This is a genomic window from Mucilaginibacter panaciglaebae, from assembly GCF_039539265.1.
Lineage (GTDB): Bacteria > Bacteroidota > Bacteroidia > Sphingobacteriales > Sphingobacteriaceae > Mucilaginibacter > Mucilaginibacter panaciglaebae.
The window spans coordinates 503,644-528,286 of record NZ_BAABCV010000001.1; the positions used below are offsets into that span (position 1 = coordinate 503,644).

At 44.4% G+C, this 24,643-nt stretch carries 10 protein-coding genes; 3 read left to right on the forward strand and 7 right to left on the reverse strand.

Annotated features, from left to right (window positions below; genetic code table 11):
* Window positions 1–163: 163 nt before the first annotated feature.
* Both ABD772_RS02300 and ABD772_RS02305 read right to left on the reverse strand, forming a co-directional pair.
* The gene (locus tag ABD772_RS02300) at window positions 164–1,291 is read right to left on the reverse strand and encodes an AI-2E family transporter (RefSeq protein WP_345100804.1); all 1,128 of its coding nucleotides are present in this window, start codon (window positions 1,289–1,291) and stop codon (window positions 164–166) included.
* A 1-nt stretch (window position 1,292) separates the two neighbouring features.
* On the reverse strand, window positions 1,293–3,746 hold the full coding sequence (locus ABD772_RS02305; protein ID WP_345100805.1) for an AsmA family protein: 2,454 nt from the start codon (window positions 3,744–3,746) through the stop codon (window positions 1,293–1,295).
* Between the two features lie 950 nt (window positions 3,747–4,696).
* On the opposite strand from ABD772_RS02305, the gene ABD772_RS02310 reads away from it, so the two are divergent.
* Together ABD772_RS02310 and ABD772_RS02315 are read left to right on the forward strand one after the other, a co-directional pair.
* Window positions 4,697–5,242: a helix-turn-helix domain-containing protein gene (locus ABD772_RS02310; protein WP_345100806.1), complete on the forward strand. Its 546-nt coding sequence runs from the start codon at window positions 4,697–4,699 to the stop codon at window positions 5,240–5,242.
* A 76-nt stretch (window positions 5,243–5,318) separates the two neighbouring features.
* On the forward strand, window positions 5,319–6,512 hold the full coding sequence (locus ABD772_RS02315) for a retropepsin-like aspartic protease (RefSeq protein WP_345100807.1): 1,194 nt from the start codon (window positions 5,319–5,321) through the stop codon (window positions 6,510–6,512).
* A 121-nt stretch (window positions 6,513–6,633) separates the two neighbouring features.
* On the opposite strand, the gene ABD772_RS02320 is transcribed toward ABD772_RS02315, so the two are convergent.
* Both ABD772_RS02320 and ABD772_RS02325 read right to left on the reverse strand, forming a co-directional pair.
* Window positions 6,634–8,145, reverse strand: coding sequence for a RagB/SusD family nutrient uptake outer membrane protein (locus ABD772_RS02320; RefSeq protein WP_345100808.1), 1,512 nt, complete (start codon window positions 8,143–8,145; stop codon window positions 6,634–6,636).
* 67 nt (window positions 8,146–8,212) lie between these two features.
* Entirely contained in the window at window positions 8,213–11,287 is a 3,075-nt protein-coding gene (locus ABD772_RS02325) for a SusC/RagA family TonB-linked outer membrane protein (protein WP_345100809.1), read from the reverse strand.
* A 672-nt stretch (window positions 11,288–11,959) separates the two neighbouring features.
* Here ABD772_RS02325 and ABD772_RS02330 point away from each other — a divergent pair.
* Entirely contained in the window at window positions 11,960–12,316 is a 357-nt protein-coding gene (locus tag ABD772_RS02330) for a hypothetical protein (RefSeq protein WP_345100810.1), read from the forward strand.
* Between the two features lie 77 nt (window positions 12,317–12,393).
* Here ABD772_RS02330 and ABD772_RS02335 read toward each other — a convergent pair whose 3' ends face one another.
* The 3 genes from ABD772_RS02335 to ABD772_RS02345 form a co-directional block, all read right to left on the reverse strand.
* Window positions 12,394–14,265: a sensor histidine kinase gene (locus tag ABD772_RS02335; RefSeq protein WP_345100811.1), complete on the reverse strand. Its 1,872-nt coding sequence runs from the start codon at window positions 14,263–14,265 to the stop codon at window positions 12,394–12,396.
* Window positions 14,266–14,683: 418 nt separating this feature from the next.
* Window positions 14,684–15,577 carry a cation diffusion facilitator family transporter gene (locus tag ABD772_RS02340; protein WP_345100812.1) on the reverse strand — a complete coding sequence of 298 codons (894 nt, stop codon included), beginning with the start codon at window positions 15,575–15,577 and terminating at the stop codon, window positions 14,684–14,686.
* Between the two features lie 38 nt (window positions 15,578–15,615).
* Window positions 15,616–24,643: MBG domain-containing protein (locus ABD772_RS02345; RefSeq protein ID WP_345100813.1), on the reverse strand; the 9,028-nt coding region annotated here is incomplete at its 5' end.

The following is a 24,643-nucleotide window of genomic DNA, read 5'->3' on the forward strand; positions in this document are numbered from 1 at the left end:
TTATACTAGTATATTCCTTTTACTCCGTAACTAAAAGAAACTAGGGAAGGGACGATTGCTCATATACCAAAGCCCTGAAGATGATTTTGTTTCAGATGTTTTAGCCATCTCCCTCTCACACTGCTGTTACTACTTCAAAAAACATGATTAATCAGAATCAAAATTAACCGGCTTTGATAATAATCTTCTTTTTCTTGATCATCAATCGGGTGGCCAACTTATTTTGCTTCTTTTCTTCATCACCCATTATAATGCCCCAAGGTTTCAGGCTCTCTACCCGGTCAAATATGATTTTTAAAACGGCGGTAACTGGAATGGACAGAAACATGCCCGGAATACCCCAGATCATCTCGCCAATCACGACACCTAACACCGTTATTAGCGCATTGATACGTACCTTGGAGCCCACCACCAGCGGTAACAAAACATTACTGTCCACCAAATGAGTAACTGCCATGATGCCGATAACCCAAATGACTTTTGTGCTATCCGGCGAGCTGCCCAGCGTAACAACGGCGCTGATCGCCAGGGCCGTTAAAATCCCGATGTAGGGAATTATGTTGAACAATCCGGTGATCAGGCCCAATAATATCGCATATCTCAGTCCCAAAACAGAAAATGCACCACTGACGACGGTTGCCACGATAGCCATTTCGATCAGTAAACCAATAATGTATTTACGGATGATATATTGCACCTGGTCAATGATCTCATGGACGGTGGCTTTATTTTCTTCCAGGAATACCGACTCCAGAAATGACATAATGAGGCGGCGGTATAATAAAAAGAAAAAAGAATAAATAAAAGTAAACACCAGAAATAGCAGGATAGCAGACAGGGACAACACCGTAGCTCCAACAGCAGCGGTGTCGGGCGACAGGACTTTGTTGGTCGCGGTATTGACCACCTGCAGCTGTTTACCGCGACTGATATGCAAATGTTCCTGGACCCATCCCCTGAACTCCCACAGGGAGTGGGTGATCTGCGCCTGGAATTCCGGCCAGTCTTTCAATAGTTCAGCTATTTGAGAGGCGATCACGTAAATTAATCCGCTAATGAAAGTAAGCAGCAACAGCACCGAAAGCATCGAAGCGACACTACGGGGTAACCGAAGTTTAAATTCAAAGAATTTTGCCACGGGTAATAGCAGGATAGAAAATAAACAGGAGAAAACCAGTGGGGACAAAATTTCTTTGCCAAGGATGACGAGATAGCCGATAGCGAAAAGACTAAAAAGCACGCAGGCTAATTTGATGTAAAAAGGCAGGCCGGTAAAAGTTTTCAGGTCCATATCAATTGTTCTTTTTTTTATCGTCTGTTTTGTTATCCGTCTCGTTTTTTTTCCGGTCCTTATTTAACCCGATCTTGACTTTTCCGGTTTCATCTGTTTTGGCCAGCAAATGCAGCACGATACCTTTAAAACGTTTTTTTTGTAGTTGCTCGTGATCGGTGATAGTGCTATCTCCCTTGGGGTTGCGTAGCGGCACATCAATAGCAATATTCGTTCCTTTGCTTAGTCCGTAAGTTCCGGCGATATCCAGGTTCAGCACACTCGAACTGATCTGCATCGGGCTGATCTCGATCTGATCGCCATTTACTTTAAAACTGGCGTCGAGGACCGGGATACGGATATGCTTCAGGTCCCGGAAGGGAAAGGCGTATTTACCGATACCCTGCAAAGGTTTAAAGTCGATGAGAGCAGCATCTTTTAAATGGATAGCCAGGTTCCCCCTAACGGTACGCGGTACCAGGTTCGCATTGCGATCTATAGCTGCGGTGATAGTCGTCTTACCAGAAAGTATGCCCGTCAAATTCTGATAGGTAAAATCGGTCATGCCAAAATTATCAAAGGCATAAAAAAAGTCGTGAATATTTACATTACTAACTGTCGTGTTTATAGCCAGCTGATTTAACTCGCCATTCTTTTTGATACTGCCATTCAGTCGCAAAGCCCCCCCAGAAGTTTTCAGCCCTACATTTTTGATCGCCACTCCATTCGGCGAGGTGAGCAAATCGGCGTGTACATCGGTCGCCAAAAAATTATGATAATGCAAATTCGCGACATTTAATTGCATAGCCGCCTGCCCTTTTTGTAGCACGTTGCTTAACTGGTCGATCACGTCGCCGCTATTAGCGCTTTTTACTGGTGTAGGCCGACTGCTGCCGCTGCTAAGCAAACCAATAAATTCTCCCAAATACATTTGCGGGCTGCGAATATGCCAGTTCAGCAAGATCTTCTCCGGGGCATTATAATACAGGTTTAAAAAATTATTGACGCGGCCGTTCATTAAAACTACGCTTCGGCCGGTTTGCAGGCGAATATTACTTAGGATGAGATCATCTTTAACAAATATCAGCGACAGGGAAGTGTTTTTTAATAATAAGTTCGCAGAAAGATAATGGATATCCGCATTCCGGACATCGATACGACCTGTCACTATTGGTTTATTGATCCGGTAATCCACAATATCTGCTTTATACTTCAGGTTCAAGCTGGCCCGGCCCGCACTGAATTTGGCGATCTTGTCGCCAAGCAGGTAATTCAGGCTAACCATGGGGAAGCTGGATTTGAAATTGCCGGTAGCAATTGGTTGGGTGAGGTTAATGATGCTGCCGGTATCGATACGAAAAGGTAAATGATGATAGCTGCCACCCATGCCGATCAGTTTAATGACCGAGTTTTCATCGGTAAAGCCTTTGCCTTTTACATACTCATTGGTAAAAATGCCATCGAAGCTACAATTGTCCAGTGTACTGCCGGGAATAGTGATCGTGTTGTCTATTACTTTAGCGGTCACATACAAATTGGGGTCACCGCCGCTAAAACTGCCAGATATAATAGCAGTTACGGCGATGGGTTTAGACATATTGAACCGATTTAATTTTAAGGTAATATTATTGGCTAGCAAAGACGAAGCATTTCGCCAAAGCAATTGGTCGCAACTCACAAAAAAATTGAATTTGCCGGCAGCAAAGGTGGCCTTTAGCCGGAAAGGGTCGTCGCCGATATTCAATTTGTCTGCCTGTACGCTGATTTGCTTATTTCGCGCATTATAGCCAGCATTCAGATCGCCTTCAAGGTCTTTACCTTTGACGAAACTGCCATTTTTAGTGTTAAAAGCCATGCTTTTGGCGGTTACATCCAAATGAAGGGCTGCATGCCAGCCGGAATCAGGATAGCCCATTTTTCCATGGATATCATTGACCACGAACTCAAAGAGCTTCTTCGCTTTTTGGTCATCCACCTTGAAATTCACATTAGTCAGACTGAAGTTTTTAAGTTGAGTGGCCGAACCGCCGCTGGCTGATTTATCCTTCTTACCAGGCCCGGTTTTAAAAACAGAAATATTGCTGTAGCCGCTACTATCGGTATATAAGTCAATAGTTGCGTTACTAATATCGACATGGTTAACGTCAATCGTACCGGTGAATAATTTAGCGGTATTAACGGATACGTCAAAGTTTTTTGCAGCCAGTAAGGTATGGTGATGTTGGGCGAAACGCTTGTCGCGAATTAATACATTTTCCAGTCCGAGCGAAATATTAGGAAACCCTTTAAAAAATTGCGGGTGCATATCGCCGATCTGGATAGTGCCATCCACACTTTTATACAATTCAGCATTGACTAGCTTTAAAAATCTATCCTTGCGAAAGGTAATGTACAAAGACGCCCCCGCGATAAGTAGCACTAAAAGTAGTACCAAGCCAACGGTGATCTTTAAAGTAGTTTTTAACCAATGAGGCATTTAGTTTTAAGGGTAATAACAAAAACGATTTTTTTGTTTTAACGCAGAAGCTAATCGCCAAAACAGTAGAGGTTTAGAAGGGTTGTATTACCAAATATAGATTGCCGCAAAACCACAAATACATTCTCAATAATGCGTAAACTTATACCAATCCCCGTCAAAAACAGAGTTCATGATATATCAAACTAATAATTTCCCTGTTCTCCTCTCTGCTCCAAATAGGTAATATTCAGCCTTGAAACGTATGTAAAATTTTATAAAGAAATCTACCAACGTAGTATCCCGGATTACTAAACCTGTTAATTTTCCTTCGGGAATAAGCAACTTTCTCCCATGCTTTATGTCTCCGCTGCCACTAATCAATCGATTATTTTCCATTTCGATCTGAGCAAGCAATCCTTTGGTTATCGGACTATGGTCCCGATACCTGATTAACTTTCCGTTATCCTACTTGGTACCGATAAGTCGGCATACCACATACTCTACGATGGTCAATTTGAGTGAAAAATTATTCTTGAATATGCTGAAAATAATTCAGCTGATGATCAATACTTTATACCTGTTAATTCATTAGTAGGTTTGTCTTATGAAACTTAAATATACATCACTATGAGAATCACTTCATAAAGTCCTATAACCCATCAGTTCAATAGATGTAATTACTTGCGATAGTTGTATAAAAAGCTTATCTTTATCTTAACAAGATTTGCAATTAAGCTGTACAAAAAAAGTGGTGAGTGTTTCGGTGAGTAAGAAATTGAGCCATTATAAAATATTGAATATCAGCGCAGTACAAGGGTAATACAAATCCCTCCGGCTCCACCGAGAAAAATCATTACCGTAAGTTGAACCTATGTTTGGCTTACGGTTTTTTTGTTATATAGATTTAAAGCAGATAAGCTTAAAATAGTGCTGTTATTATTATATTTTTATCATAAAAAGCAGCCTATATGTCTCGATTATATGCCATCAGGCAACAACAAAATTTAACGCAGGAAGAGTTATATGAAAGATCGGGCATTTCTGTGCGTACCATTCAACGAATAGAAGCAGGTACCAGCGATCCCAAAGGCTATACACTCAAAGCATTGGCAAAAGGCTTAGGTATACCTGAAGACGAGTTACGGGAAAAGGAAGGCGTTACCGTCACCGAACATAACGCCACCCTGTTGAAATGGATCAATATTTCTTCTTTACCATTCATTATTTTTCCACCTCTAAATATTGCCGCTCCGCTGCTCGTCATGCTCTTCAAAAAGCAGTTTGGGCCGATCGCCAAAAAGATTGTTACTATTCAAATTGTATGGACACTGGTAGCCGGTGTATTGATTTTAATGATTATATTATTGAACGACGTATTTGGTATCCGGGGACAGTATATGAAACTGGTGCCGGTTATCTGGCTACTCGCCAACGTTTTCATCATCTTACTCAATGCAGCAGCAATTGCCGGCAACAGGGCACTGCGCATTGACATTAAGTTCAGTTTATTTTAGCCTGGTCGGGCAATTGTCGCCTAATTGGCGGCTAAGGAACAGGTTGCATGTTTCAGGTTTTATCTTTCTTTGCGGCATGAAAACCAAAACAAGCTTAATTACACCATTGTTATTAATATTGTGCTTCAACGTGCCTGCACCAGCGCAAACGAAATTACCGTTGGTAAATGCTACAAGCCGGGAGTCTACAATTTATGATGGTATGATCAAAATGCCTTTTGCTTTGGATCCCAGGCAAAAGCTTGATATTTACTATGTAAATGTGCCTCGGCGAAAAGGAAAGGTAAGCTTAGTTACCGATCAAGGTAGGATAAGCTTTACAACCAGGTTTGGTCATGATTACGATCTGATTGTTTTAATTAATGGCAAAGATAGCTGCCATATACGCATCAGCGCCAAAGATGACCCTGCGACCAGGGCCTTACAACCCGGCGGCACTTTCCCCGATACTATACCCCTTACTTTAATTGGGTCGCGGCTTTATTTAAAGGGTGTGTTGAACGGTAAAGACACGGTCAATATCCAGTTTGATACCGGCGCTAATGCACCATGTGTCAGCAAAGCTTCGTCAGGAAGGCTGAATCTGGTCTTCGGCGCTAAAACGGTGTTGAGTAATTCGCAGGGGATCAATGAAGTCCGGAAAAGCCTGAACAACAATCTCACCGTTGGTCATTTAAATTTCAAAAACATCCAATTGGTAGAAACCGGTAATATGCAGCCGGGCGAGGACCTAATCATCGGCTATAATCTGTTACGCCATAAGGTTATCGAAATTGACTACGATAAGCAATTATTTATTGTACACGACAAGCTGCCCGTGAAAGCAAAAAGCTTTACTAAGCAGCCACTAATTGATAAGTTGAGTCTGAAAACGCGTATCGTACAGAATGGTAAAAAATACACTTTTTATGTGGGTATGGATACCGGGCGTGATGGCACCATGCGGCTTGGTGAGGAGTTTACGGGGCAACCCGGGGTATGGGACAATTTAAAAGAACTGACTGTAATCAATGGGCGTAAAATCATCAGGCTTGACGTTACTGTAGCGGGTGTAACCTTTAAAGACATTGTAACCAACGCGGCAGACCCAAACTTACCCGTGGCCAGGCGAAGCGGAACGTACTTTGGGAATGTAATCTTAAATCATTTCAACTGGATCATTGATAACCTGAACGGTTATATTTATTTAAAACCGAACAGCCGGATTCACGAGCCCTATTCCGACTACCGTAGTTATGAAAACGAAATGAGAATACCGCAGCGGCAATAATGTTACGTTTATGCTTTGAACCATTCTCATTGCCTCTGCTTTCAAGCAATACCAGGAAAAGAACATAAAAAAAGTCCTTGTCAGACAAAGTGACAAGGACTTGCTTTTCAATGTTTATAGATTAATTAAAACCCGGATTATTTGGCAATAATTTAGGGTTAACATCTGTTTCCTGTTTAGGTATTGGAAAGAGCAATTGTTTTTCGGTAAAAGTGGATCCAAATACCGTTTTGTGCCCTACAAAATTGTCAAATGTACCGGTAATGTCATTACGTACCTTACGGGTACGCACGATATCAAACCACATTTTATTTTCAAAACATAGTTCAAAATAACGTTGCGACCAAACCTCTTGTTCAAATGCATCTTTGCTAAGTGCCCCAATAGGGTCCAAATTCGCGCGGACTCTGATTTCATTTACATAGTCTATGGCAGTTGGGTTTGGTGCGCCCTCGGCCTCGTTTGACGCTTCTGCGTACATTAACATTACATCAGCTAAACGATAAATGGTATAATTCAGGTCAGATTTGGCTGTTGTAGTAACGGCGGTCTGATCAAACCATTTATAAATATATGGATGAGGAAAGGTTACCGTAGCGCCATTACTTATGCTTGGATAACTGGTATAAAAGAATTGCTTCTCTTGCACCCTTTTGTCGCCAGCCGGGAAAGAGGCGATAAACTGTGGTGTGGGATACACTGAACCATATTCGTCTGAATATTTAGATATGCCCGAATAGTTTGGTATAGTTAAAGCCGTTAACGGGTTGGTTGCCGGCACCGCAGCCGCAAATTGTACCTGAAAGATAAACTCGCCGCTGTTTTTGTTAGCGGGATTAATCATATCGGTATAATTAGGGAATAAGGTATAGCCACCTTGAGTTACAACCTCCAGTGAGCGTTTAGCTGATTCGGTATAAGCAGCAGCACCGCCATTAATAGCTGCACCGGCATAGGTTAAGTAAACATCGGCCAAAATTGATTTTACCGCGCCCATACTAACTTTGCCACTTGGATCTCGCCAGGGCAGGGTTGATTTCTCGGCCAATAACAGGTCAGGAATGATCACCTCATCATAAATTTGCTTCGCAGGTGTACGTGCAACTTGCAAATTCAGATCAACTGCCGGCACTGTTATTTCAGGTACCGCGCCGTACATACGCACCAGGTAAAAATAATATAAGGCACGTAAAGTGTGTGCTTCTGCCAGCAGGTTCGTCTTTTCTGCGTCGCTTAAATCAGAGGCAGTAATAGTAGGTATTTTTTGTATAGCAAGATTGGCGGCACCAATACCTAAATACATTTGCTGCCACCATGTATCAAAATAGAACGATGTCGAGCTATAGTTTAAGGTTTGGAAACTTACAAATCCGGTTTGCCCCAGATCACTGTTAGCTTTTCCGGTCATAAACTCCATTAGGTTCCATGTATTTCCACCGTATGAACCATTTTGTCCTGCTACCAGGCCGGTCAGATTTTGATAGGCCCCGTTAGCCAATGCCCGCGCTACCTTTTCGCTGGACAGGTTCGATCCTGGTGTTAAAAAACCTGATGGCTTTTCTTCCAGGAATTTTTTACATGAGCACGTAAGCAGCAGGCATGTAATTACCAGTATATTTTTAAAGTTTTTCATCTTAATGCATTTAATGTGATTTAAATACTTTTTTTCGGTTTTCATCACTGTTCTCATAACGTTAAGTTTAAAATCCAACTTGTACACCCAGGTTCCAAACACGTGGGCGTGGTACTGAGAAAAAGTCTAACCCTTGTGAAAATGCAGTGTTCGATCCATAACCTGAGTTAAAAGTATCAACCTCCGGATCATAACCGGTATACTTAGTTATTAAGAACAAGTTTTGAACGCTGGCATAAATACGCAGGCGGTTAATATTTATTTTTTTCAGATTATCTGCCGGGAAGTTATATCCCAGTACAAAGTTCTGACCGCGGATAAACGACCCATCCTCAACCCACCATGTATCGAAATGTGAATCTTGGGCGTATTTGTAGTTACGTACCTGGGAGATATAAGTATCCTGATTGGTCGGAGTCCAGGCGTTTAACACCGTTGCCAAACTATTTGAAATTGTTTGCCTATCCTCGCTTGAGTGTTTGAAGTTAGCAGAGGTGTTGACGCCTTCAACAAAACGGATGTCAAATGAGAAATCCCAATTTTTATATCTCATTGAGCTGCTGAAAGTGCCGGTCCAATCCGGATAGGCATGACCAATAACGCTATAATACGGGCTTCCATCGGCGTTATATATATATTTCCGATCACCCGATTTTAAACCGTGGCTTGCAGCTTCGGCTACGTCTGCGGCGCTGGTACTATAAGTGCCCACGCGAGTCATACCATAAAATGCTCCTATCGGCTCTCCTACCCTAATCACGTAGTTTTGCCCCAGGAAATTTGGGCCGGGGAAGATATCGGCATTACCCGCATTTAGTTTCAGCACTTTGTTTTTATTAGCAGTTGCCAGAAAGGTGGTTGTCCACTGAAAGTTTTTATTTCTGACATTAACCGTAGTCAAGCTTAACTCAACACCGCTGTTTCTAACCGAGCCAACGTTTTTATAAACATTTGCTGTTGTATAACCGGCCGACCAGGGGATTGGTGCCTGCAGCAGCAAATCATTAGTTGTACGGTTATAATAATCAAGTTCAAGGTTTATTCTGTCGTTAAATAATCCTAACTCAAGGCCCCCGTCTACCTGGGTAGTGCGTTCCCATTTTAAGTCAGGATTACCCAGGTAACTTGGCAATAAAGTAATAGCGGCTGCGCCATTTAAAACAGTTTGACCGGTTCCGTATTGTCCAAGCGAACGATAGTTACCAATCTCCTGATTACCCGTTACACCAACACTAGCTCTTAATTTTAAATTTGAAATCGTCGTGTTGCCTTTCAGGAAATCTTCCTGCGATACACGCCAGGCAGCACCAAACGATGGGAAAAACGAATATTTGTTTTTAGCACTAAAGCGTGATGAACCATCATAACGGCCGGTAGCGGTAAACAAATATTTTTCATCGATATTATAGCTAATACGGCCATAAACGGAGTTTAATTGATTTGATTGCGCATCAGATTCCGAAGCACTTCTAACCGAGCCGGCGTTCAGGTTATTATATTGAAAAGCATCGTCAATAAAGTTTTGCGTTTCAGCACGCACCCTTTCAAAGCCGTTGCGGCTTAAGGAAAAACCTAATAACGCAGTAAATCTTTGCCTGTCATTTACTTTTTTGTTCCAGGTCAGGTAATTTTCTGATTGCCAATAGTAATTTGAATATTCATTAATATTAGCAACACCACCCTGATCATAAGATAAATGCTTTAACGCTAAAGACGAATAGAAGTTGTTTTTCTGGGTATTCAGGTCGTAGCCAAAATCAGTTTTAAACTCCAGGTCATTAGTAATTTTAAATGTGGCATAAATGTTACCTAGCATTTGCGTGGTATTGTTTAAGGTATAACGATTATTGGCCACATTTATAGGGTTAGGCGCACCTTCTAAACCATCGATATCGTAATTATTAGCCCAGGTTCCGTCAGGGTACTTTATTGGTAGAATAGGTACCTCTTCGATCACGTCGCGCGGTACGTTAAGGCCTCCGTTACCATCGGTCACCATACGCTGACGGCTGGCAATTAAATTAACGCTACCACCAACTTTGAGCCAGTCTTTAACATCGTTATCCATGGTAAGTTTAATAGAGTAACGTTTAAATGCCGACGTAGGCGCCAAACCCTTTTGATTAAGATAACCCAATGATAAACTGTAAAGAGATTTATCAGTACCGCCCTGTATGTTTAACTGATGGCTTTGAGAAAATGCCGGCTTATAGGTTTCCTTTTCCCAATTGGTGTTATACAGCGGCTTGTCATTAACATCAAACAATAACGGGAAGTTAGCGTGATTTAATGGTTTGGCCGGAGTTTGTACTGCGCCATCTGTTGCAAACTTTTGTCCGTTCGCAAATGCTTGGTTATAAACATCTACAAATTGCTGGGCATCTAACGTTTTTACATGTCTGTTCAATTCGCTAACATTCCCATTAAACTCATAGCTTATTTGAGCAGGGCCAGATCGTCCGCGCTTGGTAGTTACCATAATAATACCGTTGGCACCACGTACACCATAAATAGCTGTAGATGACGCGTCTTTCAATACCTCAATGGAAGCGATATCATTTGGGTTGATAGAGTTAGGGTCGACACCAACTACGCCGTCGACAACATAAACCGGGTCGACATTAGAATTAATAGAACCGATACCTCTGATGCGGACCTTCGCAGGAGAACCCGGAGCCGCACTGTTAACGCTTACATCGACACCAGCCACCTTGCCTTCTAACGCCTGGCTTAAATTTGGCGCCGGTTTATCCAGCAATTGCTCAGCCCTTACAGTAGATACGGCCCCGGTAAGGTCAGACCTTCTGGCGGTACCGTAACCTATTACAACTACTTCGTTAATGGCTTTAGCTTCGCCGGCTAATTTTACATCAACTGTTGTTTTACCGGCTGCACTTATTTCCTGGCTGGTATAGCCAATAAACGAGAAAACCAGTACTGAGTTACCGTCAGAAACATCGATACTGTATTTACCATTTACGTCGGTTTGAGTACCACCTTGCGCACCTTTGATTGTTACTGATACGCCCGGCATTGGTGAGTTATCTTTCGCGTCGGTCACCGTACCGGCTATTTTGCTTTGTGCCATCGCTTGTATCGACAGCAAAGCAAATAAGATCGAATAAATTACATATTTCTTCATAATAGTTAGTTAAGTGTTTATAGTAATTCTGTACAGAATAGATTTGAGATGAAGACGAAGCCTTCGCCACCATCAAGGCGGTTTATACCAGGGGCGAGCGCTATGGTTATCCAAAAATTTGGGCAATAGAAATCCCCGTACCTTAACGATATTATTTTTTTTCATAGATGATTATTTACCTCTTTTTAGGTTTTTGCGTTTAACTGGTTACTAATTGGTTTCTCTTAGATATAGGCCTCTGAAATATTTTGGTTATAAAAATTTTATTCAATCAACTATTTAGGATGACGACCAAAAGTTCAAATAATTAAAGGGGGAATTTCTCCGTAGTAAAGCGTTTAACTTATAATACAGGCAGATGGTTTAGATTACAACAAATTTATTGCATAATAGTTTAATAACCAAAATATTTATCACCAAATATTTTGGTTATGTAAGCAGATAATCTGGCACGGAGTTTTGATCTCCTTATCGAAATTACTCCATTTCAGATTGTATTCAGAAGATCATGCCGCAGTTGCCAGAAAGCCTTAGGTTAAAAGACGCTGAACGCTGGTAAATTTTTATTCCAGGCGGTGCTCAGAAATCAAGAGCTGACCGGAAAGATAAAAAATAATAAAACAAAGCGTGCTGAGGCATACAAATTGCTGCATTTCTGAAATGGACTATTTCATGCAACCACTTTACATTACAATTGACAGCTATACAAGCCTGGTGATAATTCCGGACTCTGAGGCACATGTAAATGGGCACCCCGTAATTACGTATACTTATAGCGTATATCGAAACGATGAAACTTTATCCGGAAAATTTGATATAAGGGGGAAGTATAGCAAGCAGCATTTAGAGAAGCAGGACGACGAAAGTTATCTGGGCTATATAACATTTGAGTTGCCCGGCAAAATTTTTACCTATACGCCTAATAATTTGCACCGGTTAAACACTGAACAAATAGAACAATTAGTTGAGGAAATAAGTCACTACAGGGATACACCATCCAAATGGTGGAAACAGGGGTCGCAACGTTGACAAAGTTGGTAATTTAGTATTTAAACAGACTGAATATTAATATGAGCAATCATCCGGTTCCATACAGGATCAATACTTCAGAGATCAGCAAGGCAAGGCAATACAAACCAAAAGGTACTACCTTTTTTAGGTTCGCTTTCCGCCCATACCCTCCCTTTATGACGGGTTATAATCTCATGACATAAATACAACCCTATACCCAATCCGGAAACATTAGCGTTAGTGTCATCAACCCGGTAGAACCGCGAAAAGATATCGCCCAACTTTTCAGGTGAAATACCTATACCAAAATCCTTAACTCCGACCTTTATTTCATTGGTTTCCTGAATTAAATAGACTTCTATCCGGTCTTTTCCTGGTGAATATCGAATGGCGTTAGTTAGTAAATTAATTATCACTTGCTCAATACGATGAGCGTCGCCCATGATAACCAAATTTGAAACTGACGTCTTCAAGATGATCTCATAATTATTGTTCGACTGGGAAATGAGCTCGATAGCATCTTCTACAACATCACGTATATTGAATTGATGTATAGCAAATCTTAATTTACCGGCTTGTATTTTTGATACATCCAGCAGATCATTTACTAACGAGCTGAGTTTAACTACCTGCTGTTGCGCTTTTTGCAGAAAGATTTTGTTCTTCTCATCAGTCATTCGCTGAGCAACTATCTGCAAATAACCGTTAATGCTGGTCAACGGCGTTTTCAATTCATGACTTGCCAAGCCAATAAATTCGTCTTTTTTAGCATTTAGCTCTTTTAACTGCTCATATAGCTTAGTTATTTCGTGCTGTGTTGCTTGCTCGGCAGAGATGTCCCGTGCTATTTTAGACGCGCCTACAATTTTACCGCTGTTATCCAGTACCGGCGATACGGACAACGATATGGGTATCAGTTTGCCATCTTTTGCCAACCTTAAGGTTTGAAAATGGTCAATCTTGTTTCCTTTCCGCACTTCGCTAATAATGTAGGTTTCTTCCTCCAAACGGTCGGGGGGTATAATAAGTGAGATATGTTGCCCTATCGCCTCTTCTTCAGTATAACCAAACATACGTTCTGCAGCTTTATTCCAACTGGTTATAATGCCGTCTAAGGTTTTACTAAGTATGGTATCGTCTGATGTACCCACAATCGCTGCCAGCACGGCTTGTTTTTCAGAGGCTGCTTTCTTGTCCGAAATATCCCGCGCAACCTTTGAGGCTCCAATAATTTCGCCGGTTGGGCTTAAAATAGGAGAAATAGTTAGAGAAATTGGTATCTGACGGCCATCTTTGGTCATCCTCATCGTTTCAAAATGATCTATCTTTTTTCCTTTGGTGATGTTGCTAATGATCATATCCTCTTCGCCCAGCCGATCGGGCGGAATGATAAGGGAAATATGTTTGCCGATTGCTTCTTTTTCTGAATATCCAAAAAGCCGCTCGGCGGCGGGATTCCAACTTGTAATAATTCCTTTAATAGTTTTGCTGACAATTGCATCGTCAGAAGTGGCTACAATGGCGGCCAGCATAGCTTGCTTTTCATAGGCTTCTTCTTGCTCACTTATATCGCGGGCGATTTTTGAAGCGCCGATAATCTTGCCACTATTATTCCTTATCGGAGAAACTGTTAACGATATCGGTATCAGGTCACCGTTTTTTTTGCGCCTTATTGTTTTAAAATGATCTACCTTTTCCCCCTTTTTTACTTGCCTGATGATAAAGGTTTCTTCGTCAAGGCGATCGTGCGGTATAATAAGCGAAATATGTTGTCCAACGGCTTCTGCCTCTGTATAACCAAACATACGTTCGGCAGCTGGATTCCAGCTGGTAATTATTCCCTCAAGTGTCTTGCTGACTATGGTATCATCCGTAGATGCTATGATAGCCGCAAGCATAGCCTGCTTATCTTCCAACGGGCTTGAATCGTCGGCTTTTATTTGCGGTAATTTAGCATCATGGTTCATCAAACGAAAATAACTGGTAATATTCTTATTTATTATGAAATAGATAGCAAGCAAGCAAGTCTGAATAATTTATTAATAAGGCTGAACTTGTTGATCGCGGCATCTGTTAGGCCTCTATATTAGATCTTATAGTTCTTCCTCCTGCACGTAGCGTTCCTTGCATAATGTCGGCTGTCAGCGGCTGCCCGATTGATTTTGGGGTTTTGAATTAATTGTTTTCATAGAATTCTTTATTAATAACAACTAACAATATAAATGTTTTACTATTCAGTTAATTTTACGGTTAATTATCTTCGTTTATCGGTAGGCGAAAGAAGGCAACGTTTATTCAAGAGTGGATCGGTGCTAACGGGAACGGCAATCACCAGCGAAGGCAAGAGGATCAGGGTCAGATAAGAGTTCAGTTTGTAATCATAAGCTAAACTGGTTCAATAAATAAATGGCGATAATGTGGATAATGCTGACAAACACGTTGACGTAATCGCTTTATAAGCATAGCTACGTTTTCGCTGCTCAGATCAGGTTCAAAGCCAATACGCAATAGTAAGATCACTTCCTCGGGGCCCAGATACATGGATTGCTGGTCGAATACTTCGCGAACAGATTTATCGGCTAATAGCAGTTTCTTCACTTCGGCTAATTCTTCCGGTGCAACGGTCTCCCCCATCAACAAACTGCGGCTTTCCCGTACCAACAACAAAGCCACGGTGGTTAACAGTAATCCGATGAGGATTGAGGCAATACCGTCAATGTAGGGGTTATTTAACAGGCGACTGAGAAAAATACCAATAAAAGCTATAATTATACCTATAACATCTGCTGCGTCTTCAAACAACACTACGAAAGTAGATGGGTCTTTGCTGCGTCTGATAGCAAGCCAAAATGGTGTCCCACCACGCTGGCGGTTAAATTCGCGCAGGGCTGTGATAAAAGAAATACCATCAAATAAAAATGCAACACCGAGCACAATGTAATTCCACACCGGCTCTTTCATCGGTTCAGGTTCTTGCAAATGGTGAATGCCTTCATAAATAGACACACCTCCACCTAATGCAAAAAACAACAATGACACTACAAAAGCCCAGAAGTAAAGCTCTTTACCATAACCAAAAGGACGCCTGGTATCGGGCGGGCGCCGGCTGTGACGCAAACCGAGTAATAGCAATACCTCATTGCTGGAGTCGACAAGTGAATGAATGCCTTCTGAAGCCATTGCTGAACTACCAGTGATGCCGGCGGCAATCAGTTTAGTAGCCGCAATAACTATATTGGCAGCCAAAGCGGTATAAATCGGAGTTTTAGATGCAGGCATATTTACTTAACAGTTCAGTTCACTGCTGGTTTGCCTACTTATCTGATAACCGTTAACGAGCCGGATAATGGCCTATTTTCGCCGCCCAGGCGGATAACATAATAATACGTACCTGCCGGTATGTCGCTGCCATTCATTCTACCATCCCATGGGTATGGATAATTAACAGAATAAAAGACGCGCGCACCATAGCGATTATAAATTTCGACCGTAAGATTGTGATAATCCTCAATATTTTTAATTACCCAGGTGTCATTTATGCCGTCATTATTTGGAGTAAATGAGTTAGGGAAATCAAGGCTGGCAACAGTTAATGTACCTTCCTGATAAGTTATCTGATAATTTGGCGAAGCAGCTGCACCCACTACAATTGGGTAAGTCCCCGGGGCTGATGTAACAGTTGCAGGCGTGTTAAGCGTCGGTGCCGTAACAAGTGAGCCCGGTCCGTCAGTATTAACAAAGCCTTTGTAGGTAACTGTGAGTGGTGGGTTAGTAAGGCCTGTTCCCTTGGTTTTGTTATCAGCTATGATTTGCAACGGCGCGGGGCTTACGGTACCTTCGCCGGTAGACATCGTCACATTGTTTGCTTCACCCGAACTTAATTTGATATCGCCTTGATAAGTACCTACTACATCAGTTGCTGCTAATCGTTCATAGACCAAAGTAGGTGCAACAGTAGCCCCGGCACCAATAGTAAGCGTTTTACTAAATGAATCTTTGTCAAGACTCAACTCATAGCCCTTAGGCGCAGTAATCAAGATCCCTTCAACCATATGTAGGCCCGAAACAGTGAACGAGGCTATTGACGATGCATTGCCGTATATTGTTGATTGCGAAGGTAAAATGCCCAACACGGTAATTACAGGTTGAGGTGCCCGGTTTATAGTTACAGTATAAGTTTTTTTGGTGATACCATCCTGCGCAACAACAACTGTAGTAATAACATTAGTACCAACCGCTAATGGAATACTTTGAGATGCGGTTCCGTTTGATACCCGAATACCCTTAACTGCAATATTGGCCGTTTGATCGCCCATAATAGGCGTAACCGTTGTTTGATTGGTCGAGTAAGGTACATCAATAGTATAATTTTGAATATCGGTATCGAAAGACGGTGTAAGCAGGCCCGCACTTAAAGATAAGTTATCTAATGAAGCATTAGTTAAAGGCATCACTGTAAGTATGCCATTGGTATAGTTAATGGTATAATTGTCACATGCGCCGCCGCTCACAGCAAGTGGATAAGTGCCAGGCAAGCTACCAATCTTGGCCGGAGTGGCAACCAGAACCGGACTCGTTAACACACGCTGATCGTCGCCATTAACAAAACCATTATAATTTACAGTAAATGCCGGATCGGCTTTGCCATAGCTGCGTTGGGCGTTGTCTACAGAAACCGATAATGCCGCCCGGGTTATCGTTAATGTTCCCGGCACGTAGTTTATAGTATAGTTAGCCGACGACGCTCCATTAACCGTTATAGGATAAATATTTACAGGGCTGCTCGCATCAGCATTGGTCCTGATTACCGGCTGTGTATTTAGCATTGCCGGGCTATCACCGTTTACTAAACCTGCATAATTTAATGTCAGTGGAGGATTTGTTGAGCCATATACTTTGGTTTGGTCGTCAGCTTTAATTGTCAAATCCGCAGGGGTAATAGTTAAAGCCGAATTATTAGTTGAAGCTTGAACAAATACGTAATTACTTGCAGCAAGCCCCGAACCATTTATCGCATAATTTCCAACGGAACTACCCAAATTAGCCGAAGTTATGAAAATAGGCGTCCCTGTTGTTGCCGAAGCTTCGGTATCGACACCAACAAATCCGGTGACAGTGCCTGAAAATACAGGATTTGCGCTGCCATAAACTTTTGTCACCGCGTTAGCTGTATAAGTCAATGTAGCTGGCGTAATTACTCCACTATTGTTGTTAATGTAGTTAACAACATAGTTATTGCCATTATTGTCATCCCTGATTACTGCACCAGATGGCACCAGCACTTTATTTGTTCCTGCGTTTATATTAGCATAAACCTGCGTAGGATATATAGCCACCACGTCGCCACTTATTAATGCGTCCATTACCGGCACAGTAGCCGATCTATTGGTTCCGTCATAAACCTTGTTGTTTGCTTGTGCGGTTACGGCTATGCTTTTTGGCGTAATGGTACCATCTGTACTGTTTGTATAAGTGATATTGTAATTATTACCACCATTGCCATCGTTAATCACCAAACCAGAAGGAATAACTGTTTTACCTGTACCTGCGTTAGCATTGCTATAAGATTGAACCGGCGCTGTCGCAATAACATCGCCACTCATCAAGCCGGTAACTGTCGGATTTACCGAGGAGACGGCCTTCTTATCATAAACTTTAGCAACTGGCTGAGCGTTTACAGTGACGTTGGCTTTGGTGATATCAGCAGTAGTAATGGTAGAAGAATTAAAAGTATAATTGGCTATTGCCGGGCCACTCACTGTTATTCCACGAACGTTTACAGATTTGCCGGCACCCACATTTTTATCGCTGAAAGACGCGGTAGTATAAGCGATGGTCAGATTATCTCCGCTGATGCGATTATCACTTAAACTTACAGTTGCATTGATAGTACCATCATACACCTTGTTAATTCCGGTTGCACTAACGTTTAATACTGCCGGCGTTACGGTCAGGGTACCTTGATGATAAGATATATTATAATTAGGATCTGCAGCGCCGTTAACTGTTACTATGTAACTATTTACCGGCGAGGCTTGTGTGGCGGTTGTAGTCAGGTTTGGTGAAGTAGATAAGCTAGCTGGAGAATCGCCATTAACGAAACCGCTATAATTTGCTGTCAACTGCGGCAAGGCAGCACCGTAAACTTTAGTAGCATTGTCAGCAGTAATTACTAATGATGCAGGTGTTATATTCAGATTATTTTGAACATAAGTCAATATATAGTTTGTGCTGAGAGCCAGAGTATTTAGGTTAATTACGTATGTACCTACATTTTCGCCAGGTGTCCGACCTAAATTACCACTAAATGTATCACCAGGTTGTAAGGTACCTGATGTAATCTGAAAATTTAACGCCGGATCCAAACTACCATATACTTTTGTTGCTGCGTCGGCAGTAACCGTAATCGCGGCAGGAGTAACAGTGAGGTCAGCTGGAATATAGGCAATATTATAATTAGCGACGTTGAATGTTCCGCCGGTCGCTGCGCTTGGTGTGATGCTGCCAGTGTAGGTCCCTGCCGTCGCTGTGGCCGCTGCTCCTGCACCATAAGCGATGGTTACACTGCCTATGGTCTCTGCGTTTTGCAAGGAGCCGGATGTGATGGTGTAGGCTGTCGAACCGGTGGTTGTTGTCAGCGTTTGTCCGTAGGTTTTATGAACAGTATTAGCTGTAATAGTGATGGCTGCCTTGTCTATGATCAGGTCTCCGGTTGCGTAAGTGATGGTATAGTTGCTCGCATTAAACGTACCACCCGTGGCTGCACTTGGGGTGATGCTGCCGGTGTAGGTCCCTGCTGTTGCTGTCGCCGCTGCTCCTGCGCCATATGCAATGGTGATGCTGCCTATAGTCTCTGAATTCTTTAGTGATCCGCTGGTGATGGTGTAAGCTGTTGAACCGGCTGAGCCACTTAACGCCTGTCCATAAGTTTTATGGAAAATATTGGCTGTAATGGTGATGGCTGCCTTGTCTACGATCAGGTCTCCGGTTGCATAGCTAATGGTATAGTTGCTCGCATTAAATGTTCCGCCCGTGGCCGCGCTTGGCGTGATGCTGCCGGTGTAGGTCCCTGCTGTTGCTGTGGCCGCTGCTCCTGCGCCATATGCAATGGTGATGCTGCCTATGGTTTCCGCGTTTTGTAAAGAGCCGGATGTGATGGTGTAGGCTGTCGAACCGGTGGTTGTTGTCAGTGCCTGGCCATAAGTTTTATGAACAGTATTGGCCGTAATGGTAATGGCTGCCTTGTCTACGATCAGGTCTCCGGTTGCGTAGCTAATCGTATAATTATTCGCATTAAACGTTCCGCCCGTGGCCGCGCTTGGCGTGATGCTGCCGGTGTAGGTCCCTGCTGTTGCTGTCGCCGCTGCTCCTGCGCCATATGCGATCGTTACACTGCCTATGGTTTCCGAGTTTTGTAAGGAGCCGGATGTGATGGTATAGGCTGTCGAACCGGTGGTTGTTGTCAGTGCCTGTCCATAAGTTTTATGAACAGTATTGGCCGTAATAGTGATTGCTGCCTTGTCTACGATCAGGTCTCCGGTTGCATAGCTAATGGTATAATTACTTGCATTAAACGTTCCGCCGGTGGCCGCGCTTGGCGTGATGCTGCCGGTGTAGGTCCCTGCTGTCGCTGTGGCCGCCGCTCCTGCGCCATAAGCAATCGTGATGCTGCCTATCGTTTCCGAGTTTTGTAAAGTACCTGAGGTGATGGTATAGGCTGTTGAACCGGTGGTTGTTGTCAGTGTTTGTCCGTAGGTTTTATGAACAGTATTGGCCGTAATGGTGATTGCTGCCTTGTCTATGATCAGGTCTCCGGTTGCGTAAGTGATGGTATAGTTGCTCGCATTAAATGTTCCGCCCGTGGCCGCGCTTGGCGTGATGCTGCCGGTGTAGGTCCCTGCTGTTGCTGTGGCAGCTGATCCTGCGCCATAAGCAATCGTGATGCTGCCTATGGTTTCCGCGTTTTGTAAAGAGCCGGATGTGATGGTGTAGGCTGTCGAACCGGTGGTTGTTGTCAGTGCCTGGCCATAAGTTTTATGAACAGTATTGGCCGTAATGGTGATTGCTGCTTTGTCTATGATCAGGTCTCCGGTTGCATAGCTAATGGTATAATTACTGGCATTAAACGTTCCGCCCGTGGCCGCGCTTGGCGTGATGCTGCCGGTGTAGGTCCCTGCTGTTGCTGTGGCAGCTGCTCCTGCACCATATGCGATCGTTACACTGCCTATGGTCTCTGCATTCTTTAGTGAGCCGGATGTGATGGTGTAGGCTGTTGAACCGGTGGTTGTTGTCAGTGCCTGGCCATAAGTTTTATGGACAGTATTCGCCGTAATGGTAATGGCTGCTTTATCTACGATCAGGTCTCCGGTTGCGTAGCTAATGGTATAGTTACTCGCATTAAATGTTCCGCCCGTGGCCGCGCTTGGCGTGATGCTGCCGGTGTAGGTCCCTGCTGTTGCTGTCGCCGCTGCTCCTGCGCCATAAGCGATCGTGATGCTGCCTATGGTCTCTGCATTCTTTAGTGATCCGGATGTGATGGTGTAGGCTGTTGAACCGGTGGTTGTTGTCAGTGCCTGGCCATAAGTTTTATGGACAGTATTCGCCGTAATGGTAATGGCTGCTTTATCTACGATCAAGTCTCCGGTTGCGTAGCTAATGGTATAGTTGCTCGCATTAAATGTTCCGCCCGTGGCCGCGCTTGGGGTGATGCTGCCGGTGTAGGTCCCTGCTGTTGCTGTCGCCGCTGCTCCTGTGCCATAAGTAATCGTGATGCTGCCTATGGTTTCCGAGTTTTGTAAGGAGCCGCTGGTGATCGTGTACGCTGTCGAACCGGCTGTTGTTGTCAGTGTTTGTCCGTAAGTTTTATGGACAGTATTGGCCGTAATAGTGATGGCTGCTTTGTCTATGATCAGGTCACCGGTTGCGTAGCTAATCGTATAATTACTCGCATTAAACGTTCCACCCGTGGCCGCGCTTGGCGTGATGCTGCCGGTGTAGGTCCCTGCTGTTGCTGTCGCCGCTGCTCCTGCGCCATAAGTAATCGTTACACTGCCTATGGTTTCCGAGTTTTGTAAGGAGCCGCTGGTGATCGTGTACGCTGTCGAACCGGCTGTTGTTGTCAGTGTTTGTCCGTAAGTTTTATGGACAGTATTGGCCGTAATAGTGATGGCTGCTTTGTCTATGATCAGGTCACCGGTTGCGTAGCTAATCGTATAATTACTCGCATTAAACGTTCCACCCGTGGCCGCGCTTGGCGTGATGCTGCCGGTGTAGGTCCCTGCTGTTGCTGTCGCCGCTGCTCCTGCGCCATATGCGATGGTGATGCTGCCTATGGTCTCCGCGTTTTGCAAGGTACCTGAGGTGATGGTGTAGGCTGTTGAACCGGTGGTTGTTGTCAGCGTTTGTCCGTAAGTTTTATGAACAGTATTCGCCATAATGGTGATGGCTGCCTTGTCTACGATCAGGTCTCCGGTTGCATAGCTAATGGTATAATTACTTGCATTAAACGTTCCGCCCGCGGCCGCGCTTGGCGTGATGCTGCCGGTGTAGGTCCCTGCTGTTGCTGTCGCCGCTGCTCCTGCGCCATAAATAATCGTTACACTGCCTATGGTTTCCGCGTTTTGTAAAGTACCTGAGGTGATGGTATAGGCTGTTGAACCGGCTGAGCCACTTAACGCCTGGCCGTAAGTTTTATGGACAGTATTAGCTGTAATGGTGATGGCTGCTTTGTCTATGATCAGGTCTCCGGTTGCATAGCTAATGGTATAGTTGCTCGCATTAAATGTTCCGCCCGTGGCTGCACTTGGGGTGATGCTGCCGGTGTAGGTCCCTGCCGTCGCTGTCGCCGCTGCTCCTGCGCCATATGCGATGGTTACACTGCCTATGGTTTCCGCGTTTTGTAAAGTACCTGAGGTGATGGTGTAGGCTGTCGAACCGGTGGTTGTTGTCAGCGTTTGTCCGTAGGTTTTATGGACAGTATTGGCTGTAATGGTGATTGCTGCTTTATCTACGATCAGGTCTCCGGTTGCGTAGCTAATGGTATAGTTACTGGCATTAAACGTTCCGCCCGTGGCCGCGCTTGGCGTGATGCTGCCGGTGTAGGTCCCTGCTGTTGCTGTGGCAGCTGCTCCTGCGCCATAAGCAATGGTGATGCTGCCTATGGTCTCTGCATTCTTTAGTGATCCGCTGGTGATGGTGTAAGCTGTCGAACCGGTGGTTGTTGTCAGCGTTTGTCCGTAGGTTTTATGAACAGTATTAGCTGTAATGGTGATGGCTGCCTTGTCTACGATCAGGTCTCCGGTTGCGTAGCTAATGGTATAATTACTGGCATTAAACGTTCCGCCCGTGGCTGCACTTGGGGTGATGCTGCCGGTGTAGGTCCCTGCTGTTGCTGTCGCCGCTGCTCCTGCGCCATATGCAATGGTGATGCTGCCTATGGTTTCCGAGTTTTGTAAAGAGCCGGATGTAATGGTGTAGGCTGTCGAACCGGTGGTTGTTGTCAGTGCCTGTCCATAAGTTTTATGGACAGTATTGGCCGTAATGGTAATGGCTGCTTTGTCTATGATCAGGTCTCCGGTTGCGTAGCTAATGGTATAGTTACTGGCATTAAACGTACCGCCCGTGGCAGCGCTTGGCGTGATGCTGCCGGTGTAGGTCCCTGCTGTCGCTGTGGCAGCTGCTCCTACGCCATATGCGATCGTGATGCTGCCTATGGTTTCCGAGTTTTGTAAGGAGCCGGATGTGATCGTATAGGCTGTTGAACCGGTGGTTGTTGTCAGCGTTTGTCCGTAGGTTTTATGAACAGTATTGGCCGTAATGGTGATGGCTGCTTTGTCTATGATCAGGTCACCGGTTGCATAGCTAATCGTATAATTACTTGCATTAAACGTTCCGCCTGTGGCCGCGCTTGGCGTGATGCTGCCGGTGTAGGTCCCTGCCGTCGCTGTGGCCGCCGCTCCTGCGCCATATGCGATCGTTACACTGCCTATGGTTTCCGAGTTTTGTAAAGTACCTGAGGTGATCGTATAGGCTGTTGAACCGGTGGTTGTTGTCAGCGTTTGTCCGTAGGTTTTATGAACAGTATTGGCTGTAATGGTAATGGCTGCTTTGTCTATGATCAGGTCTCCGGTTGCGTAGCTAATGGTATAGTTGCTGGTATTAAATGTTCCGCCGGTCGCTGCACTTGGGGTGATCGTATTTGGATAATTACCCACTGTTGCTGTGGCCGCTGATCCTGCGCCATATGCGATCGTGATGCTGCCTATGGTCTCTGCGTTTTGCAAGGTACCGCTGGTGATGGCATAAGCTGTCGAACCGGTTGTTGTTGTCAGCGTTTGTCCATAAGTTTTATGAACAGTATTAGCCGTAATGGTGATGGCTGCTTTGTCTACGATCAGGTCTCCGGTTGCGTAGCTAATGGTATAGTTGCTCGCAGTAAACGTACCGCCCGTGGCCGCGCTTGGGGTGATCGTATTTGGATAATTACCCACTGTTGCTGTCGCCGCTGATCCTGCGCCATATGCGATCGTGATGCTGCCTATGGTTTCCGCGTTTTGTAAAGTACCTGAGGTGATGGTGTAAGCTGTCGAACCGGCTGTTGTTGTCAGTGTTTGTCCGTAGGTTTTATGAACAGTATTAGCTGTAATAGTGATGGCTGCCTTGTCTATGATCAGGTCTCCGGTTGCATAGCTAATGGTATAATTACTGGCATTAAACGTTCCGCCCGTGGCCGCGCTTGGCGTGATGCTGCCGGTGTAGGTCCCTGCTGTTGCTGTGGCCGCTGATCCTGCGCCATATGCGATCGTGATGCTGCCTATGGTCTCCGCGTTTTGTAAGGAGCCGCTGGTAATGGTGTAGGCTGTCGAACCGGTGGTTGTTGTCAGCGTTTGTCCGTAGGTTTTATGGACAGTATTAGCTGTAATGGTAATTGCTGCCTTGTCTACGATCAGGTCTCCGGTTGCGTAGCTAATGGTATAGTTGCTCGCATTAAAGGTTCCGCCGGTGGCCGCACTTGGGGTGATGCTGCCGGTGTAGGTCCCTGCCGTTGCTGTGGCCGCTGCTCCTGCGCCATAAGCAATGGTGATGCTGCCTATGGTTTCCGCATTCTTTAGTGATCCGCTGGTGATGGTGTAGGCTGTCGAACCGGTGGTTGTTGTCAGCGTTTGTCCGTAGGTTTTATGAACAGTATTAGCTGTAATGGTGATGGCTGCCTTGTCTACGATCAGGTCTCCGGTTGCGTAGCTAATCGTATAATTACTGGCATTAAACGTTCCGCCCGTGGCTGCGCTTGGGGTGATGCTGCCGGTGTAGGTCCCTGCCGTCGCTGTCGCCGCTGCTCCTGCGCCA

Excerpts from the sequence above, each read along its gene's own strand:
- ABD772_RS02315 (WP_345100807.1), top strand. The coding sequence starts at position 5,319 with ATGAAAACCAAAACAAGCTTAATTACACCATTGTTATTAATATTGTGC.
- ABD772_RS02300 (WP_345100804.1), bottom strand. The coding sequence starts at position 1,291 with ATGGACCTGAAAACTTTTACCGGCCTGCCTTTTTACATCAAATTAGCC.
- ABD772_RS02320 (WP_345100808.1), bottom strand. The coding sequence starts at position 8,145 with ATGAAAAACTTTAAAAATATACTGGTAATTACATGCCTGCTGCTTACG.
- ABD772_RS02330 (WP_345100810.1), top strand. The coding sequence starts at position 11,960 with ATGCAACCACTTTACATTACAATTGACAGCTATACAAGCCTGGTGATA.
- ABD772_RS02305 (WP_345100805.1), bottom strand. The coding sequence starts at position 3,746 with ATGCCTCATTGGTTAAAAACTACTTTAAAGATCACCGTTGGCTTGGTA.
- ABD772_RS02340 (WP_345100812.1), bottom strand. The coding sequence starts at position 15,577 with ATGCCTGCATCTAAAACTCCGATTTATACCGCTTTGGCTGCCAATATA.
- ABD772_RS02325 (WP_345100809.1), bottom strand. The coding sequence starts at position 11,287 with ATGAAGAAATATGTAATTTATTCGATCTTATTTGCTTTGCTGTCGATA.
- ABD772_RS02310 (WP_345100806.1), top strand. The coding sequence starts at position 4,697 with ATGTCTCGATTATATGCCATCAGGCAACAACAAAATTTAACGCAGGAA.
- ABD772_RS02335 (WP_345100811.1), bottom strand. The coding sequence starts at position 14,265 with ATGAACCATGATGCTAAATTACCGCAAATAAAAGCCGACGATTCAAGC.